Here is a 17,429-nt window from a genome sequence, read left to right on the forward strand (position 1 = left end):
GGACTCAGCCGCTGACGCGGGCGGTCTGGCCGGTCGGCCCGCCCGGCGCGCCGTGGCAGCGCTTGTACTTCTTGCCCGAGCCGCAGGGGCACAGGGAGTTGCGACCGGTCTCGGAGTACGGGTCGTCCGCGTTGCTCGCGCTGTCGCGACGGGTCACGACCTCGCCGTCCTCGGACGGCGCGGAGTACGCCAGACCCTGGGGCTGCCGGACCGGCTCGAGGCCCTTGGCCCGGATGACCGGCTGCTTCTTGGTCACGTCGACCGCGGGCGCCTCCGCCGCGTCGGCGTCGTCCCCGGCGGCCGGGTCGGTCACCACGTCGGCGCCGCCGTCGACCGCGACGTCACCCTCGACGACCTCGGCCCCCGCCGGAGCCTCCTCGACCTGGACCTCCAGGTTGAACAGGTAGCCGACGGCCTCCTCCTTGATGGCGTCCATCATGGAGCCGAACATGTCGTAGCCCTCGCGCTGGTACTCCACCAGCGGATCGCGCTGCGAGTACGCCCGCAGGCCGATGCCCTCGCGCAGGTAGTCCATCTCGTACAGGTGCTCGCGCCACTTGCGGTCGAGCACGGTCAGCACGACGCGGCGCTCGAGCTCGCGCATCGCGACCTCGCCGACCTCGGACTCGCGCTGGTCGTAGGCGGCCAGCGCGTCCTTGCTCAGCGTCGCCGCGAGCTCGTGACGGTCCATGGCCGGACGGCCGCCGGCCTTCTCGACGAGCTCGTCGGCGTCCAGCGACACCGGGTAGAGCTGCTTGAGCGCGGTCCACAGCGCGTCGAGGTCCCAGTCCTCCGGGTACTCCTCCGTCGCCGAGATGACGTAGCTGGTCACGACGTCCTCGATGAAGGTGCGCACCTGCTCCGAGAGGTCCTCGCCCTCGAGCACCTGGCGGCGCTCGCGGTAGATCACCTCGCGCTGGCGGCTCATCACGTCGTCGTACTTCAGGACGTTCTTGCGGGACTCGAAGTTCTGCGCCTCGACCTGGCCCTGGGCGTTCGCGATGGTCTTGGTGACCCGCTTCGCCTCGATCGGCACGTCGTCGGGCACGCGCATCACCGTCATGACGCGGTCGACCCACTCCGACTTGAACAGCCGCATCAGCTCGTCCTCGAGCGAGAGGTAGAACCGCGACTCGCCCGGGTCGCCCTGACGGCCCGAACGGCCGCGCAGCTGGTTGTCGATGCGGCGCGACTCGTGGCGCTCGGTGCCGATCACGTACAGACCTCCGACCTCGACCACCGCGTCGTGCTCGTCCGCGACCTGCTTCTTGATCCGCTCGCGGGTCTCCGGCCAGGCCGCCTCGTACTCCTCCGGCGTGTCCACCGGGTCGAGGCCCTTCTTGCGCAGCTCGGCGTCGGCGAGGAACTCCACCGAGCCACCGAGCATGATGTCGGTGCCGCGGCCCGCCATGTTGGTCGCGACCGTCACGGCGCCCTTGTGGCCGGCCATCGCGACGATCTTCGCCTCGTCGGCGTGGTACTTGGCGTTGAGCACGGTGTGCGGGATCCCGCGCTTCTTCAGCAGGCCCGACAGCAGCTCGGACTTCTCCACCGAGACCGTGCCGACGAGGACCGGCTGGCCCTCCTTGTGGCGCTCCTCGATGTCCTCGACGACGGCCTCGTACTTGGCCTTCTCCGTGCGGTAGACGAGGTCGGGCTGGTCCTTGCGGGCGACCTCCTTGTTGGTGCGGATCGGCACCACGCCGAGCTCGTAGATCTTGTCGAACTCGGCGGCCTCGGTCATCGCCGTTCCGGTCATCCCGGAGAGCTTGTCGTACTGCCGGAAGTAGTTCTGGAGCGTGATGGTCGCGAGCGTCTGGTACTCCTCGCGGACGCGCACGCCCTCCTTGGCCTCGATCGACTGGTGCAGGCCGTCGTTGTAGCGCCGGCCCGAGAGCATGCGGCCCGTGTGCTCGTCGACGATGAGCACCTCGTCGCCCTGCACGACGTACTCCTTGTCGCGCCGGAACAGCTCCTTGGCCTTGATCGAGTTGTTGAGGAACGAGATCAGCGGCGTGTTCGCCGACTCGTAGAGGTTGTCGATGCCGAGGTGGTCCTCGACCTTCGTGATGCCGGGCTCGAGGACCGAGATCGTGCGCTTCTTCTCGTCGACCTCGTAGTCGACGTCGCGGTCGAGCTTCTTGACCAGGCGGGCGAACTCCCCGTACCACTTCACGTCGTCCTGGGTCGGGCCCGAGATGATCAGCGGCGTGCGCGCCTCGTCGACGAGGATCGAGTCGACCTCGTCCACGATGGCGAAGTTGTGGCCGCGCTGCACGCACGAGGCCACGTCGGTGGCCATGTTGTCGCGCAGGTAGTCGAAGCCGAGCTCGTTGTTCGTCGCGTACGTGATGTCGCAGTTGTACGCCTCGCGCCGCGCGTCGGGACGCATCGACGGGAGGATCACGCCGGTGGTCAGACCCAGGAAGTGGTGCACCCGGCCCATCCACTCCGCGTGGTACTTCGCCAGGTAGTCGTTGACCGTCACGACGTGGACGCCGTCGCCGGAGAGCGCGTTGAGGTACGTCGGGAGGGTCGCGACGAGCGTCTTGCCCTCGCCGGTCTTCATCTCCGCGATGTTGCCCATGTGCAGGGCCGCACCGCCCATGATCTGCACGTCGTAGTGCCGCTGGCCGATGACGCGCTTGGCCGCCTCGCGCACCGTGGCGAACGCCTCCGGCAGCAGGTCGTCGAGGGTCTCGCCGTCGGCGAGACGCTTCTTGAACTCCTCGGTCTGGCCCTGCAGCTCCTCGTCGGTCATCGCGACGTAGTCGTCCTCGATGGAGTTGACGGCTGATGCGATCGCCTCGAGCTGACGGAGGATCTTGCCCTCGCCGGCACGCAGCAGCTTGTCGAGAATCGCCACGGGTGGAACTCCTGGTTGCTAGGGGTGCGCGGATGGCCTGGGCGCGACCGCCATGCTACCCAGCCGGACCGACGAGACCACTCCCGGTGCCGACGGCCCCGCGCAGGGCGGCCGCCAGGTCGCCGCGCTCGGCGACCTCGATGCTCCCCAGCCCGGTCCAGCCCCGCAGGCGGTCGAGCTCGAGGGCCAGCTCGGCCGCGGTCGTGGCGGGCGCGTGGCCCTCCGCGTACGCCCCGAGGACCCGCAGCACGCCTGCTCCCCCGGCGGCGCGACGGTCGGCCTTGAGGTCCACCCGTGCGACCACCCGGTCGCCGAGCAGGAACGGCAGCACGTAGTAGCCGTGCACCCGGCGCTCGGCCGGGGTGTAGATCTCGATGCGGTAGTGGAAGTCGAACAGCGCCTCGGCACGGGGCCGGAACCAGACCACCGGGTCGAAGGGGCTCAGCAGCGTGCGTGCGTCGACGCGGCGCGGCAGCGCGGCGTCGACGTGCAGGTACGTCGGCGCGTCCCAGCCGCGGACCCGCACGGGCTCGAGCTCGCCCGCCTCCACGAGCTCGGCCACCGCCTGCGCGGCCGGGGTCAGCCGCAGCCGGAAGTAGTCGGCGAAGCACGCGGTCGTGCCGATCCCGTGGCTGCGGGCACCGCGGCGCACCAGCTCGCGCACCGCGTCCTCGACGCTGGGCGTCGCGGCGTCGACGACGTCACGCGGCAGCACCCGCTCCGGCACGTCGTAGAGCCGCTCGAACGCGCCGTTGCGGCCCGCGACCACCAGGTCGCCCGTGCGCATCAGCATCTCCAGCGCCCGCTTGGCGTCCGACCAGTTCCAGCCCCAGTGCACCCGGTCGCGCGGCCGCCCGTCGTCGAGGTCGCGGGCGGTGACGCGGCCCCGGGCGGCCACCTCCTCGGCCACCTCACGCACGAGCTCCGGCTGCTCGACCCCGATGCCCTCGACGGCGTACCGCTCGCGCCAGCGCTCCATGCGGTGCCGCAGGTGCGGCAGCGCGTCCACGGGCGTGAAGGCCGCCTCGTGCGCCCAGTACTCCACCACCCGGCGGTCGCGGCGGGTGCCGCCCGAGGCACGGTCGAGCAGGGAGCGGTCGTACGCCCCCATCCGTGCGTACAGCGGCATGTAGTGGGCCCGCTCCAGCACGTTGACCGAGTCGATCTGCAGCAGCCCGGTGCGGCGCAGGGTGCGGTCGAAGGTCCGCATCGTCGGCACGGCGTGCGCGGGGTCGCGGAACCCCTGGGCGGCCAGCGCGATGCGTCTCGCCTGCGGCAGCGAGAGCTCGGTCGGCCGGCTCACGGGACGTCGAGCAGCTTCTCGCGCACCGCGTACATGACCGCCTCCATCCGCGAGTGCAGCTGCAGCTTCTCGAGGATGTTGCGCATGTGGTTCTTGACCGTGTTCTCCGAGATGCCGAGCTGCTTGGCCACCTCGCGGTTGTTGATGCCCGTGGCCACCTGGCGCAGCACCTGCAGCTCGCGCTCGGTGAGCTTGAGGTTGGCGACCGGGGTCTTCTCCCCGCTCGACATCTGCTTGAACTCGTCGATCAGCTTGACCGCCATCGACGGGCTGATCAGCGACTGGCCCTCCGAGACCACGCGCACGGCCTGGGCGACCTCGTCGATCGAGGAGTCCTTGAGCAGGTAGCCCGACGCGCCGCTCTTGACGGCCTCGTAGAGGTCGCCCTCCTCGTCGGAGACCGTCAGCATGATGATCTTCGTGGTCGGGACGGTCTCCTTGATCGCCTTGCACGCGGGGATGCCCGCGCCCTTCGGCATCCGGACGTCGAGGAGGACCACGTCCGGCGCGGTGCTCGCCGCCAGACGCAGGCCCTCCTCGCCGTCTCCGGCCTCGCCGACCACGTCGATCCCGTCCTCGACGCCGAGCAGCATCGTCAGCCCGCGGCGGAAGAGCTCGTGGTCGTCGACGACGATCACGCGCACCGGCTCGCCGACGCCTCCGGCCGACGTCGACGGCCCGGGTGGTGTGGTCACGGAGGGATCATCCCACGGCGGTCAGCCGTCGGCGGGACGCGCCGCCCCGGCGACCGCCGGGCTCACCCCGTCCTCGATCTCGCGGCCGAGGTCGAGGGCGATCACGCCGTAGTCGTAGCCGCGCCGGCGGTAGACCACCGCGGGCCGGTCGTTGGCCTTGTCGACGAACAGGAAGAAGTCGTGGCCGACCAGCTCCATCTCGTAGAGGGCCTGGTCGAGGGTCATGGGCTCCGCCGGGTGGACCTTCTCGCGCACGACCAGCGGACCGTCGCCGTCGACGGCGATGGGACCGGCCTGCCGCTGGCCGTCCACCTGCTCGGGCGCGGCCCCGCCGACCTCCGCGGCGAGCTGCTCGACCGACGGCGTGCCGGCCAGGGCCTGGGCCACCGACGTCGGCACGTGGCGACCGCGGTGGATGCGGCGCCGGTCGGAGGCGCGGCGCATCTGGGAGGCCATCTTGTCGACGGCGAGGTCGAGCGCACCCATCTTGTGGTCGGCGGCGGCCTCGGCCCGCACCACGGGGCCCTTGGAGAACGCGGTCAGCTGCACGCGCACGCTGCGGTCGGCCTGCCGGGGGTTCTTCTCGGTCGAGACCTCCACCTGCATCCGGATGATCCGGTGGTCGTGCTTCTCGAGTCGGGCGAGCTTCTCCTCGACGTGGGAGCGGAATCCCTCCGACACCTCGCAGTGTCGTCCGGTGACCACGATGTCCATGCGAACCTCCGATGGTGGTGTGTTCAGAACCGGGACCGACCGTGCTCCGGCCGCGCTGGCACACCACCGCCGGTGGTGTGCGTCCCGTCGATGGATGGAGCCCGCCCGGCCGACCTGGTCTTCGTCCCCACAGTCGCCTGCTGAGGCTCTCGCAGCTTCTCTGCCACTACTGACCTTCTCCCGCGCTCCGTCGCATCTGACGACGGGCGAGGGGCAGGACTTACGTCTAAGCCGCACCGTGATCGCAGCGCCCGGCGGACCGGACGACTGCTTACGTGGGCCGTTTCGCCTGCGACTGGCATCGGCTTGCCGCACCGCCGGAACCGCACCCCCGTGAGGGCTCGGCGCGTCGGAGCGACGCAACCACGGACCCGGACGGACTCCATGTGGAGACGTTAGTCGCCCACCCGAACGGGCGGAAGGGCAGGCACCTGGGAATCGTCTGAACTCGTCGCCGAGGTCTCACCCAGCGGTCGCCGGGCGGTCGCGGTCCGGTCGCCGACGCGTGGGCGGGCTGCGGCGCGGCGTGCTCGTCACGGTCGCGCCCGCGACGACCTGGACGCCCACGGCGGCCAGCGCCCGACGGGCCTCGAGGAGCGTGGAGCCCGTGGTGACCACGTCGTCGCACACGACGACGTGGCCCGAGCCGTGGCGGCGCCGGGCGCGCTCGAGGACCGCCGCGGGGCACCACAGCGTGCCCCGGACGTTGAGCACCCGTTCGGCAGCACCCAGGTCGCCCTGGTCGGCCACCGCGCCGCGGGAGACGAGCAGCGGCACGAGGCGTACGTCGTGGCCGGCCGCCCGCAGCACCCGCGCGGCCGTGCGGGTCACGCCGCCGACGGGGTCGTGGCCGCGGCGGCGCACCGAGCCGGGGCTCGGGGGCACCGGGCACAGCAGGATCCTCGCGGCAGCCGGCGTACGCGGCGTGCCGGCGGCGCCCAGCGCCTCCGTCGCGGCGCCGAGCACGGCCCCGGCCAGCAGGTCGGCCAGCGGGCGGCGCAGCGCCAGGTGCGCCCGCTCCTTGAGCCCGACCACCATGCCCCGGGCGACCCCCTCGTGGGTCGTGGCTGACCAGACGACGCCGAGCCCCGGCGGACGGGGGTCCACGAACGCCGGACGGGGCCCGGCACCCGGGACCGCGAGCCCGGCCCGGCACCCGGCGCACACGAGCCGACCGGGGCGGTCGCACCCCACGCACCGACCACCGGCGACCAGGTCGACGAGCGCGTCGCGCAGCCAGGGGGTCGCAGCCGGGCGGTCGGTCGGGCGGTCGGTCGGGGGCACGGCGTCAGCGCACCACCGCGTCGCACGGCTGTCGAGGGCGTACGCACGCGCCTGTGGACGACCGCGTCGGCCCGGGCGGGGCGTGCCCCGGGCGGGGCTCAGCCGACGTAGGTCAGGGCCGTGACGCCGGCTGCGGCGGGGGTCGGCAGGAGGCGGGTGCCGTCGTACTCCTCCGCCCCCTCGGGGCCCACGAGCAGCAGGTTGCTGCCGGGCGTGGGCGACGCGACGAGGCGCTGGGCCGGGGTGACCAGCACGGAGGTGTCGTCGGTCAGGCTCGCGGAGCCGTCGACTACCGCCCGCTGCAGCTCCACGACGCCGCCGTCGAGGCGCGAGAGCACCATGACCTCGGTCGGCGAGCGCCACCCGATGTCGACCACGGTCTCACCGGCCGCGATGGGCACGTCGAGCAGCGAGACCTGGGGGGCGGCGCCGACCACGCCGCCACGCTCGTCGACGCGGACGCGGGCGACCACGACCCGCTGGGCACCGTCGTCGCCGACCACCGCGACCAGCCGCGAGCCGTCGCGCGAGACGATCATCCGCCGCACCGGCTCGCCGGTGATGCCGGGCACCACGACCGTCTCGACGCTGCCCTGGTGCACCACCCGCACCCGCGCGTCGCGGCCCCCGTCGAGGATCCACATCCGACCCGCCGCGTCCCACCCGGTCTGGGCGACGCCGTCGACCCTGACGCTGGTCGGGGGCTCCGCGGCGTCGTCGAGCGCGACCGCGACCACCGTGCCCTCGGCGGTCTGCCCGGCGGCCCGACGGCCGTCGAGGCTGACCGAGAGGGTGCTGATCCCGGCCGCCGCGAGCGCCTCGGCGCCCTCGACCGGCGTGGCCCCGGCTCCGACGTCGACGAGCCGGCCGTCCTGCAGTCCGTAGAGCGAGGCGTCGGCGCCCAGGACGTCGGGTGTGAAGCGCTGGCCGGCCGCCACGCTGAAGGAGTCGTCCCCGTCGGGCGTCGGGAGCGCCACGTCGTCCACCTCGACCCGCACGCGCGCCACCGACGGCACCTGGCGCAGCGTCCACGCCAGCTGGGCGATCATCGACTCGCTCAGGCTGGCCGGCGCCTCGGCGTCCTGCGCGCTCGTCAGGCGCAGGGTCGCCAGTCCGGTGGCGGAGACGTCGACCGTCAGGCCGCGCGGGTCCACGCCGCCGAGGGCACTGCTCACCACCCCCGAGAGCTCCGGCCCGGGGCCGTCGAGGAGCGCGGTCACCAGGCGGGTCGGGAGCTGCTCGCCGCCCGGCAGGTAGACCGGGGACGGGACCAGGATCCGCCCGCCCGGGTCGAGGTAGTGCAGGTCGACCTGGACGTAGCGCGACTCCACCCAGCTCAACGGCACCACGAGCGCGTCCGGCAGGGACGAGATCCGCCACTCCCCCTCGACCTGCTCGAGGCTGAACGAGACCTGGCGCGTCGTCGCACCCGGGTCGCCGTGCCAGCGCCCCCCGGCGTCGAGCTCGGCGACGCCGGCGAGGTCGACGCTGACGCGGGGCCCCGGGCTCGGTCGACTCACGTCCTCGTAGACGATCGTGCGCTGCTCGGGCGCCCACGCGTCCGCCGCCTCGCTCGTGAGGAAGAGCCGCGCGACGCTGGTCTGGAACGAGCTCGCGCGCATGGCGCCGAGGAAGTGCTGGACGATCTCGGCGGGCGACTCGCCCGGGGAGGGCCCCGGCGGGACGTAGTCGACCCCGGCCGACGACGCGGCCGGGTCCTCGGGGTCGGCGACCGTGACGGGCCCCTGGTCGGGCAGTCCGACGCAGCCGGCCGTCAGCACCAGGAGGACGGCCGCGAGGAGGGCGCCGACGACCGGCGTGCGGGATCCGCGGCGGGCCGTCACCGCTCCGGCTCCGCGTCCGAGGGCAGCAGCGGGATCGGGCTGCGCCGCAGCTGCTCGCCCGCGCGGCGCGGCAGCGTGAGGCGGAACTGGGCGCCACCGCCCGGCGTGCCCCAGGCCTGCAGCCACCCGCCGTGCAGGTGCGCGTCCTCCAGCGCGATGGAGAGCCCCAGGCCCGTGCCGCCCGTGGTGCGGGCGCGGGCCGGGTCCGCCCGCCAGAACCGGTTGAAGACCATGGCCGACTCCCCCGGCGCCAGACCGACGCCGTAGTCGCGCACGGCGATCGCCGCGCTGTGCTCGTCGCCGTCGACGGTGATGACGACCTCGCGGGACTCGGCGTGGTCGATCGCGTTGGTGACCAGGTTGCGCACGACCCGCTCGACGCGCCGGCCGTCGGCCTCGGTCATGCAGGGGGCGCCGGGCTGGCGCACCCGCACGTCGACGCCCGACCCGCTCGCCACCGTGGCGGTCTGCTGCACGACCCGGGCCGCGACCTCCCGGAGGTCGACGTCCTCGAGCTCCAGCGCCACGGCGCCGGCGTCGTAGCGGCTGATCTCCAGCAGCTCGCCCAGCAGCACCTCGAACCGGTCGAGCTCGACCTGCAGGAGCTCGGCGGCCCGGGCGGCGGCCGGGTCGAAGTCCTGGCGGGCGTCGTGGAGCAGGTCGCCGGCCATCCGCACCGTGGTCAGGGGGGTGCGCAGCTCGTGGGACACGTCCGCCACGAAGCGTCGCTGCACGCGACTGAGCTCCTCGAGCTGCTGGATCTGGCGCTGCAGGTTGGAGGCCATCTGGTTGAAGGAGGAGGCCAGGCGGGCGAGGTCGTCGCGGCCGCTGACCCGCAGCCGTTCCTGCAGGCGACCGGCCGCCAACCGCTCCGCCACCTTGCGCGCCATCCGGATCGGCGTGACCACCTGGCGCGCCACCACCCAGGTCACGCCGCCGATCAGCACGACGAGCAGCGCCGCGGCCACGACGGCCGCGCGGGTCACGACGTCGAGGGTCTCCTGCTCGTCGTCGAGGGCGAAGAGGAAGTAGAGCGTGTACGCCTCCCCGTCCGCCGGCAGCTGGATCCTCGTGCCGACCACCAGACCGGGCACCGAGCGCATCTCCTCGCCGGAGAGCACCCGCAGCTCGGTCCACGTCCATGCCAGCTGGTTGCTGCCCGCGAAGTGGTCGCGCAGGCTCGCCGGGATGCTGTCGGGGTCGAGGCCGGGCGAGGAGATGGACCCCACCCCCGTGAGGTCGTCGTCCACCGGCACGTCGGAGCGCACCAGCAGCACCTCGTACCCGCGTACCGAGCCGCGCTGGCTCAGCGGCAGCGCCACCTGCTCGAGCTGGCTGGCGACGTCGAAGTCCGAGGTCGAGGCGGACGTGAGCCGCTCGACCGCCTGGGCGGTCTCCGACTCGGCCTCGGCGGTGCCGGCCCGCACGCGGTTGTCGAGCAGGCCCTCGCGCACCTGGGCGACCAGGAGCCAGCTGACGGCACCGACGACGACGGCGGAGAGCAGGACCGTGCTCACCACGACGCGCGCCGCGACCGAGCGGCGCCACACGGTCAGGCCGCGCGCGACCGCGCCGGGGACGTCGCCCCACCGTGGCAGTCGGCGCGCGGACCTCAGCACGGGCTCAGGACGGTCCGGCCTTGTAGCCCACGCCGCGCACCGTCAGCACGATCTCGGGGCGCTCCGGGTCGTGCTCCACCTTGGACCGCAGGCGCTGCACGTGCACGTTGACCAGACGGGTGTCCGCGGCGTGGCGGTAGCCCCACACCTCCTCGAGGAGCACCTCACGGCTGAACGCCTGCCAGGGCTTGCGCGCCAGGCAGACCAGCAGGTCGAACTCGAGCGGCGTGAGGCTGATCGGCGTGCCCGCCCGGGTCACCTGGTGGCCGGCGACGTCGATCGCCAGGTCGCCGATGGTCAGGCCCTCCTGCTGCGGGGCGTCGCTGCGGCGCACGCGCGCGCGGATGCGGGCGACGAGTTCCTTGGGCTTGAAGGGCTTGACCACATAGTCGTCGGCGCCGGACTCGAGGCCGACGACGACGTCGACGGTGTCGCCCTTCGCGGTGAGCATCACGATCGGCACGCCGGACTCGGCGCGCACCTCCTTGCACACGTCGATGCCGTCCTTGCCCGGCAGCATCAGGTCCAGCAGGAGCACGTCGGGACGGAACTCGCGGAACGCGGCCATCGCCTCGTCGCCCCGCAGGCACACGGCGGGCTCGAAGCCCTCCTGGCGCAGGACGATGGTGAGCATCTCGGCCAGCGACGCGTCGTCGTCCACGACGAGGACACGGCCACGGCTGTCGTCCGGGCCCACGGTCGTCCGCTCGTTCGTCACGCGCACCAGTATGGCGTCCGCGGCCCGGACGCGGGACGGCGCCGCCCTCCCGCAGGAGGACGGCGCCGTCACAGGTGCCTGCCCGGTGCCGGGCGGGGGCCCGGCCGGGAGCGGGTCAGTACCGGTAGTGCTCCGACTTGTACGGGCCCGCGACGTCGACGCCGAGGTACGCGGCCTGCTCCTTGTTGAGCTCCGTGAGCTCGACGCCGAGGGCGTCGAGGTGCAGGCGGGCGACCTCCTCGTCGAGGTGCTTCGGCAGCACGTGCACGCCGAGCTCGTACTCGTCCGCCTTGCTGAAGAGCTCGATCTGCGCGAGCACCTGGTTCGTGAAGGAGTTGCTCATCACGAACGAGGGGTGACCGGTCGCGTTGCCGAGGTTCAGCAGGCGGCCCTCGGACAGCACGATGACCTTCTTGCCGTCGGGGAAGATCCACTGGTGGACCTGCGGCTTGATCTCGTCCTTGACGATGCCGGGGATCTTCGCCAGGCCGGCCATGTCGATCTCGTTGTCGAAGTGGCCGATGTTGCCGACGATGGCCTGGTTCTTCATCTTCTCGAAGTGCTCGACCCGGATGATGTCGAAGTTGCCCGTCGTGGTGACGAAGATGTCGGCGTACTCGACGACCGACTCGAGGCGCTTGACCTCGTAGCCGTCCATCGCGGCCTGCAGCGCGCAGATCGGGTCGATCTCGGTGACGATCACGCGAGCACCCTGGCCGCGCAGCGACTCCGCCGAGCCCTTGCCGACGTCGCCGTAGCCGCACACGACGGCGACCTTGCCGCCGATCATGACGTCGGTGGCGCGGTTGATGCCGTCGATGAGCGAGTGGCGGCAGCCGTACTTGTTGTCGAACTTCGACTTCGTGACCGAGTCGTTGACGTTGATCGCCGGGAAGAGCAGCGAGCCCTCCTTGAACCGCTCGTACAGGCGCAGCACGCCCGTGGTCGTCTCCTCGGAGACGCCCTGGATGAGCGGGGCGCGCTTCGTCCAGCGCTGCGGGTCGTTCTCGAGGGAGCGCGCGAGGACCCGGAGGACCTCCTTGTACTCCTCGTTGTCGGTCGAGTCGAGCGGCGGCACGGCGCCGGCCTTCTCGAACTCGACGCCCTTGTGCAGCAGCAGGGTGATGTCGCCACCGTCGTCGAGGAGCACGTTGGGCCCGCCCTCGGCGAAGTCGAAGACCTTCTCGGCCTCGTCCCAGTACTCGGCGAGGGACTCGCCCTTCCACGCGAAGACCGGGACGCCCTTCGGGTCCTCGGGCGTGCCGTCACGGCCGACGACGACGGCCGCGGCGGCGTGGTCCTGCGTCGAGAAGATGTTGCAGGTGGCCCAGCGGATGTCGGCGCCGAGAGCGGCCAGCGTCTCGATCAGCACCGCCGTCTGGATCGTCATGTGCAGCGAGCCGGCGATCCGCGCGCCCGCGAGCGGCTGCGCGTCGCCGAAGCGCTCGCGCATCGCCATCAGGCCGGGCATCTCGTGCTCGGCGAGCTCGATCTCCTTGCGGCCGTACTCGGCCAGGGACAGGTCGGCGACCTTGTAGTCCATCGATGTGTCTCCTCGAACGGTGGAGGTCAGATCTGCGCAGCGCATCTGCGCTCCTGGCGGGATCTCCCGACGCGGACCGGTCCAGACTAGGTCGGGGCCAGGGAATTCAGGAATCCCCGGCGCCGGCACGGTGGCGCACGGTGTGCACGAGGTGGACGGCCGCCACGACCACGGCGCCGGCCACCAGGCCGACCACGGCCGACAGGGCCGTGTTGGCCAGCCAGCCGCCGACGGCGCCGAGCACGTGGTGGACCGCCTCCTCGACGTGGTGCACCAGCGCGTAGGGCCCGTGCAGCCCGAGGTCGTCGGCCCCGACCAGCAGAATGTGGCCGCCCACCCAGAGCATCGCGGCGGTGCCCACGACCGCGATGCCGCGCAGGAGCCCGGGCATCGCGCGTACCAGCCCGTTGCCGACGCGCTGCGCGGTCGTCGAGGTGCGCTGGGCCAGCGACAGGCCGACGTCGTCCATGCGCACGATGAGCGCGACGACGCCGTAGACGAGCACGGTGATGCCGATCGCGACGACCACGAGGATCGCCAGACGGCTGAGGAAGGGCTCGTCGGCCACCTCGTTCAGCGAGATCACCATGATCTCGGCCGACAGGATCAGGTCGGTGCGGATCGCCCCGGAGACCAGCGTCTTCTCCGCGTCGGGCCCGGTCGCGAGCTGCTTCTCCTTCGCGTGCGCGTGCCCGCGCAGCTTGCCCCAGATCTTCTCCGCGCCCTCGAAGCACAGGAAGGCGCCACCCGCCATCAGGATCGGGGTGAGCAGCCAGGGCAGGAACTGGCTGAGCAGGAGCGCCGCGGGCAGGATCAGCAGCAGCTTGTTGCGCAGCGAGCCGATCGCGATCCGCTTGATGATCGGCAGCTCGCGGTCGGCGGCGACGCCCTGGACGTACTGCGGGGTCACCGCCGCGTCGTCGACCACGACGCCGGCGGCCTTGAGGCTGGCGCGGCTCGCGGCCGCGCCCACGTCGTCGACGGAGGCCGCCGCCATGCGCGCCAGCGCGGCGACGTCGTCGAGGAGGGCGAACAGGCCACCGCTCACGGCAGGTCTCCTGGGGGTGGGGCGAGGTGGGACGGACGGGGTGGGACGGGGATCGGGGGGGTCGGGCAGGCGCAGCGTAGTGCGCTCAGCGGTCGCCGTCGACGAGCCCGAGCCCCAGGTACGTCGCGGCGTAGCGCCCCTGCAGCAGCAGCGACGCGTGACGGGCGACGTCGCTCCCCCCGGTGTGGGCCAGCTCGACCACCCGCACGTCGTGCGCGGCCGCCGCCGCCCGCAGGCGGCCGGCCCGCTCGCGCACGTGCGCCTCCTCGTTGCCGTCGTCGAGCACCAGCAGCGCGGGCCGCACGACCGCGTCGCCGTCGACCGGGTCGGCGAAGACGTCGCGCGCTCGCGCGGCCTCGACCACCGGGAGGATCTGGTCGGCGTCGTCGGCCAGGACGGCGCGTCCGGTGGCCCGGCGCAGGTCCTCCGCGACCCGGCGGGCGGCGCGCGCGGCGAGCGGGGAGCCGCCCCACACGAGGGGGGCGGACTCGGCCAGCCCCAGGGCCGCCTCCTTCGCCGGGTTGGCGGCGATGTCGCGCAGCGGCGAGCAGCGCACCGCGATCTCGTCGAGGGCCGCGGCGACGTCGTCGGCGTCGGCCGGTCGCCCCAGGCCCGCGGAGGCGAGGAAGTCGAGGACGACCACGGCCGTGGCCAGCGGGTCGCCGGTGTCGGTGGGCAGCAGCACGACGTCGCGCCCGACGGCGTGCTCCGCGACCAGGGAGCCGGGCGGGCAGGCGACCAGGACGTCCGCGCCGCGGCGCACGGCCTCGGCGACCGCGCCGGCCGCCGCGGCGTCGCTGCCCTGCGGCGCGAGCATCACCACGAGGTCGAGGCTGCCGACCCAGCCGGGCAGGCCCGGGGCCGGCCAGGCCACGAACGGCACCGGGCAGGTGCTCTCGAGGACGTCGCGCAGCAGGCGGGCGTCGGGGCCGGCGGCCAGGACCGCGCGGGGACGCTGGCGCTGGCGGGCCTCGTCCACGCGGGACGCCGAGGCCTCCCCGGCGGCCCCGGCCTCACGGCGTACGCGTGCGCCCGACTCGGCCAGCGTGCGCAGGGCGGCGTCGACCCCGGCGAGCGCATGCTCGTCGTCGAGCCGCGACTCGTCGAACCACACGGCGCCCGCCCCCGTCTCAGCCGGCCCGACGGGCCTCGTCGACGAGGAGCACCGGGATGCCCTCGCGCACGGGGTAGACCAGGTCGCAACCGGTGCAGGCCAGCTCGGTGCCCGTGGGCCCCGACCCGGTGCGCAGGTCCAGCGTGGAGCGGCAGGCCGGGCACGCCACGATGCTCAGCAGCGTGCGGTCGATGGTCGTCTCGTCGCTCATCGTCGCTCCCCTCAGCCCCGGATGAGCGCGAGGACCTCGTCGCGCACCCGGGTCATCGTCGCCTCGTCCTTGCCCTCCACGTTGAGCCGCAGCAGCGGCTCGGTGTTGGAGGCCCGCACGTTGAACCACCACTCGGCCGCGTCGACGGTCAGGCCGTCGAGCCGGTCCAGCGTCACGCCGTCCTGGGAGCCGTAGGTCTCCTCGAGGCGCGCCAGCACCGCACCCTGGTCGGCGACCGTCGAGTTGATCTCGCCGCTCATCGGGTAGCGCTCGTAGGCGGCCAGCAGCTGCGAGAGCGGCTGGTCGGTCTCGGCCAGCGCGGCGAGCGCGTGCAGCGCCGCGAGCATGCCGGAGTCGGCGCGCCAGAAGTCGCGGAAGTAGAAGTGGCCGCTGTGCTCGCCGCCGAAGACGGCGTCCGACTCCGCCATGGTGGCCTTGATGTACGAGTGGCCCACGCGCGTGCGCACGGGCGTGCCGCCCTTCTCCGCCACGATCTCCGGCACGGCCTTCGACGTGATCAGGTTGTGGATCACCGCCGAGCCCGGGACGCGAGCGAGCTCGCGGTCCGCGATGAGGGCCGTGATCGTCGACGGCGAGACGGCGCGACCGTTCTCGTCGACGAGGAAGCAGCGGTCGGCGTCGCCGTCGAAGGCGAGACCCACGTCGGCCTGCTCGGCCAGCACCCGCGCCTGCAGGTCGACCAGCGTGTCGGGGTCGATCGGGTTCGCCTCGTGGTTCGGGAAGGTCCCGTCGAGCTCGAAGTACAGCGGCACCATGTCGACGGCCTCGGAGCCGAGACGCTCGAAGACGGCCGGCGCGGTCAGCCCGGCCATGCCGTTGCCGGCGTCGACGACGACCTTGAGCCGGCGCCCGCGCACGGGCGCCAGCGACAGCACGTGCGCGGCGTACGCCGTCAGCACGTCGTGCTCGGAGATGTTGCCGGTGCGCGGCGCGGGGGCCGGCTCGGGGCCGAGGACGAGGTCGCGGATCTCGGACAGCCCGGTGTCGGTGCCGATCGGGACGGCGTGGGCGCGGCACATCTTGATGCCGTTGTACTGCGCCGGGTTGTGGCTGGCCGTGAACATCGCGCCGGCGTGGCCGAGGTGGCCCGAGGCGAAGTAGAGCTGGTCGGTCGAGGCGAGACCGATGAGCACGACGTCGGCGCCCTGGTCGGCGGCGCCGCGGGCGAACGCGCCCGCCATGCCCGGCGAGGAGGGCCGCATGTCGTGGCCGACGACGACCGTCGGCGCTCCCGTCACCTGCACGAACGCGGCGCCCACGCGGCGCGCGAGCTCCTCGTCGATCTGGTCGGGGACGGTGCCCCGCACGTCGTACGCCTTGAAGACGGCGTTGATGGTGGTCTCGTCGAGCGATCCGCTGGGCGCCATGGTCGGGAGCCTAGCGGCAGCACCGCGGGTTCTCAGCCGAGCGTCGGGTCGGTGTCGAGGACGCGCAGGTGGTTGCGCCGCGCCGGGCGCTGGCCGCGGTGCGCCTCGGGCCGCTGGTCGGCCCGCGGGGCACCGAACGGGTCGGGCCGGGGGACGCGCTCGAAGGCGTCGGTGTGGACCGACTCGACGAGGTGCGGGGAGGAGGCCGTGGGTGCGGGGCGCACCGCCGCCTCGCGCACGGCGTCGGCCAGGGCCAGCAGGTCGTCGTCGGAGGGACCGGGCGCGACCGGGGCGCTGGCGAGCCGCAGCACCTCCCACCCGCGGGGGGCCGAGAGCCGCTCGCTGTGCTGCTCGCACAGGTCGTACGCGTGGGGCTCGGCCGTGGTCGAGAGGGGCCCGAGGACTGCGGTCTGGTCGGCGTACACGTACGTCAGGGTCATCACCGCGGCACGGCCGCAGGCGGTGCGCGAACAACGACGGGCAGACCTCACGGGAGGGACGCTACTCCCCGCGCCCCGACGTCGGCGGCAGGCGCGCGGCGTGCCGCTCGACACGCGCGCGCCGGCCGTCGGGCGGCGGTCGGGGAGTCACTCGGGCGGCGCCTAGGCTGTGGTGCCGTGGACGACGAACGAGGCGCCAGCGCGGACCCGGCCCCGGTGCGCCGGCGCGACCGGCACGGCCGAGGCGTGGCCCGGCCGCGCTTCGTGCCGCCCCCCGGGGCGCGCGACCCGCGACCGTCGCGCGGGCGACGCTTCGACGCCGTCGTGCTGGGCGTGGTCGGCGCCGTCGACGCGCCGTGGCGCGCGCGGCTGGGCGCGCTGGAGTACGCCGTCGAGGACACGCCGCTGGTGCCCGACGACTGGCCCGGGGGCGCTCCCCTGGCCAGCCTCGTGCCGGCCCGCGAGGGCCGCGCGGCGCGGATCGTGCTGTTCCGCCGCCCGCTGGAGCGACGGGCCCCCACGCGCATCGAGCTGGAGCTGCTCGTGCGCCAGGTCGTCGCCGAGCAGCTGGCCGAGCTGCTCGGCATCTCCCCCGAGGACGTCGACCCGGACTACGACCCGGACTTCTGAGACGGCGGCCTC

At 73.3% G+C, this 17,429-nt stretch carries 15 protein-coding genes; 1 reads left to right on the top strand and 14 read right to left on the bottom strand.

Features of this window, described 5'->3' with window-relative positions:
* Positions 1-4 precede the first annotated feature (4 nt).
* The 14 genes from secA to RDV89_RS17690 all read right to left on the bottom strand — a co-directional run bounded on the left by secA (position 5) and on the right by RDV89_RS17690 (position 16,838).
* On the bottom strand, positions 5-2,866 hold the full coding sequence (gene secA / locus RDV89_RS17625; RefSeq protein WP_315735160.1) for a preprotein translocase subunit SecA: 2,862 nt from the start codon (positions 2,864-2,866) through the stop codon (positions 5-7).
* A 55-nt stretch (positions 2,867-2,921) separates the two neighbouring features.
* A complete protein-coding gene (locus tag RDV89_RS17630; protein WP_315735162.1) occupies positions 2,922-4,169 on the bottom strand; it encodes a winged helix-turn-helix domain-containing protein in 1,248 nt (415 codons plus the stop codon).
* Positions 4,166-4,864 carry a response regulator gene (locus tag RDV89_RS17635; protein ID WP_315735164.1) on the bottom strand — a complete coding sequence of 233 codons (699 nt, stop codon included), beginning with the start codon at positions 4,862-4,864 and terminating at the stop codon, positions 4,166-4,168. The genes RDV89_RS17630 and RDV89_RS17635 overlap by 4 nt, the downstream gene beginning before the upstream one ends.
* Before the next feature lie 21 nt (positions 4,865-4,885).
* Entirely contained in the window at positions 4,886-5,578 is a 693-nt protein-coding gene (gene hpf, locus RDV89_RS17640) for a ribosome hibernation-promoting factor, HPF/YfiA family (protein WP_315735166.1), read from the bottom strand.
* A gap of 462 nt (positions 5,579-6,040) precedes the next feature.
* Positions 6,041-6,862 carry a ComF family protein gene (locus tag RDV89_RS17645; RefSeq protein WP_315735168.1) on the bottom strand — a complete coding sequence of 274 codons (822 nt, stop codon included), beginning with the start codon at positions 6,860-6,862 and terminating at the stop codon, positions 6,041-6,043.
* A 98-nt stretch (positions 6,863-6,960) separates the two neighbouring features.
* On the bottom strand, positions 6,961-8,706 hold the full coding sequence (locus tag RDV89_RS17650) for an LpqB family beta-propeller domain-containing protein (RefSeq protein WP_315735170.1): 1,746 nt from the start codon (positions 8,704-8,706) through the stop codon (positions 6,961-6,963).
* Complete coding sequence (mtrB, locus tag RDV89_RS17655) at positions 8,703-10,325, bottom strand: MtrAB system histidine kinase MtrB (RefSeq protein WP_315735172.1); 1,623 nt, start codon at positions 10,323-10,325, stop codon at positions 8,703-8,705. The genes RDV89_RS17650 and mtrB overlap by 4 nt, the downstream gene beginning before the upstream one ends.
* Positions 10,326-10,329: 4 nt before the next feature.
* Positions 10,330-11,043, bottom strand: a complete 714-nt coding sequence (gene mtrA / locus RDV89_RS17660; RefSeq protein ID WP_315735174.1) for an MtrAB system response regulator MtrA — start codon at positions 11,041-11,043, stop codon at positions 10,330-10,332.
* Between the two features lie 115 nt (positions 11,044-11,158).
* The gene (gene ahcY, locus RDV89_RS17665; protein ID WP_315735176.1) at positions 11,159-12,586 is read right to left on the bottom strand and encodes an adenosylhomocysteinase; all 1,428 of its coding nucleotides are present in this window, start codon (positions 12,584-12,586) and stop codon (positions 11,159-11,161) included.
* Positions 12,587-12,692: 106 nt separating this feature from the next.
* A complete protein-coding gene (locus tag RDV89_RS17670; RefSeq protein WP_315735177.1) occupies positions 12,693-13,634 on the bottom strand; it encodes a DUF808 domain-containing protein in 942 nt (313 codons plus the stop codon).
* 85 nt (positions 13,635-13,719) lie between these two features.
* On the bottom strand, positions 13,720-14,748 hold the full coding sequence (locus RDV89_RS17675) for an SIS domain-containing protein (RefSeq protein ID WP_315735179.1): 1,029 nt from the start codon (positions 14,746-14,748) through the stop codon (positions 13,720-13,722).
* A gap of 16 nt (positions 14,749-14,764) precedes the next feature.
* Positions 14,765-14,959 (bottom strand): Trm112 family protein, encoded by a 195-nt coding sequence (locus RDV89_RS17680; protein WP_315735181.1) that lies wholly within the window; start codon positions 14,957-14,959, stop codon positions 14,765-14,767.
* A gap of 11 nt (positions 14,960-14,970) precedes the next feature.
* Positions 14,971-16,347 (bottom strand): phosphomannomutase/phosphoglucomutase, encoded by a 1,377-nt coding sequence (locus tag RDV89_RS17685; RefSeq protein ID WP_315735183.1) that lies wholly within the window; start codon positions 16,345-16,347, stop codon positions 14,971-14,973.
* Between the two features lie 32 nt (positions 16,348-16,379).
* Positions 16,380-16,838, bottom strand: a complete 459-nt coding sequence (locus tag RDV89_RS17690; protein ID WP_315735185.1) for a DUF3499 domain-containing protein — start codon at positions 16,836-16,838, stop codon at positions 16,380-16,382.
* A gap of 126 nt (positions 16,839-16,964) precedes the next feature.
* Here RDV89_RS17690 and RDV89_RS17695 point away from each other — a divergent pair, with 126 nt between their 5' ends.
* On the top strand, positions 16,965-17,417 hold the full coding sequence (locus tag RDV89_RS17695) for a metallopeptidase family protein (RefSeq protein ID WP_315735187.1): 453 nt from the start codon (positions 16,965-16,967) through the stop codon (positions 17,415-17,417).
* Positions 17,418-17,429: the final 12 nt, after the last annotated feature.

Origin of the sequence: Nocardioides imazamoxiresistens (assembly GCF_032378595.1) — a bacterium.
GTDB lineage: Bacteria > Actinomycetota > Actinomycetes > Propionibacteriales > Nocardioidaceae > Nocardioides > Nocardioides imazamoxiresistens.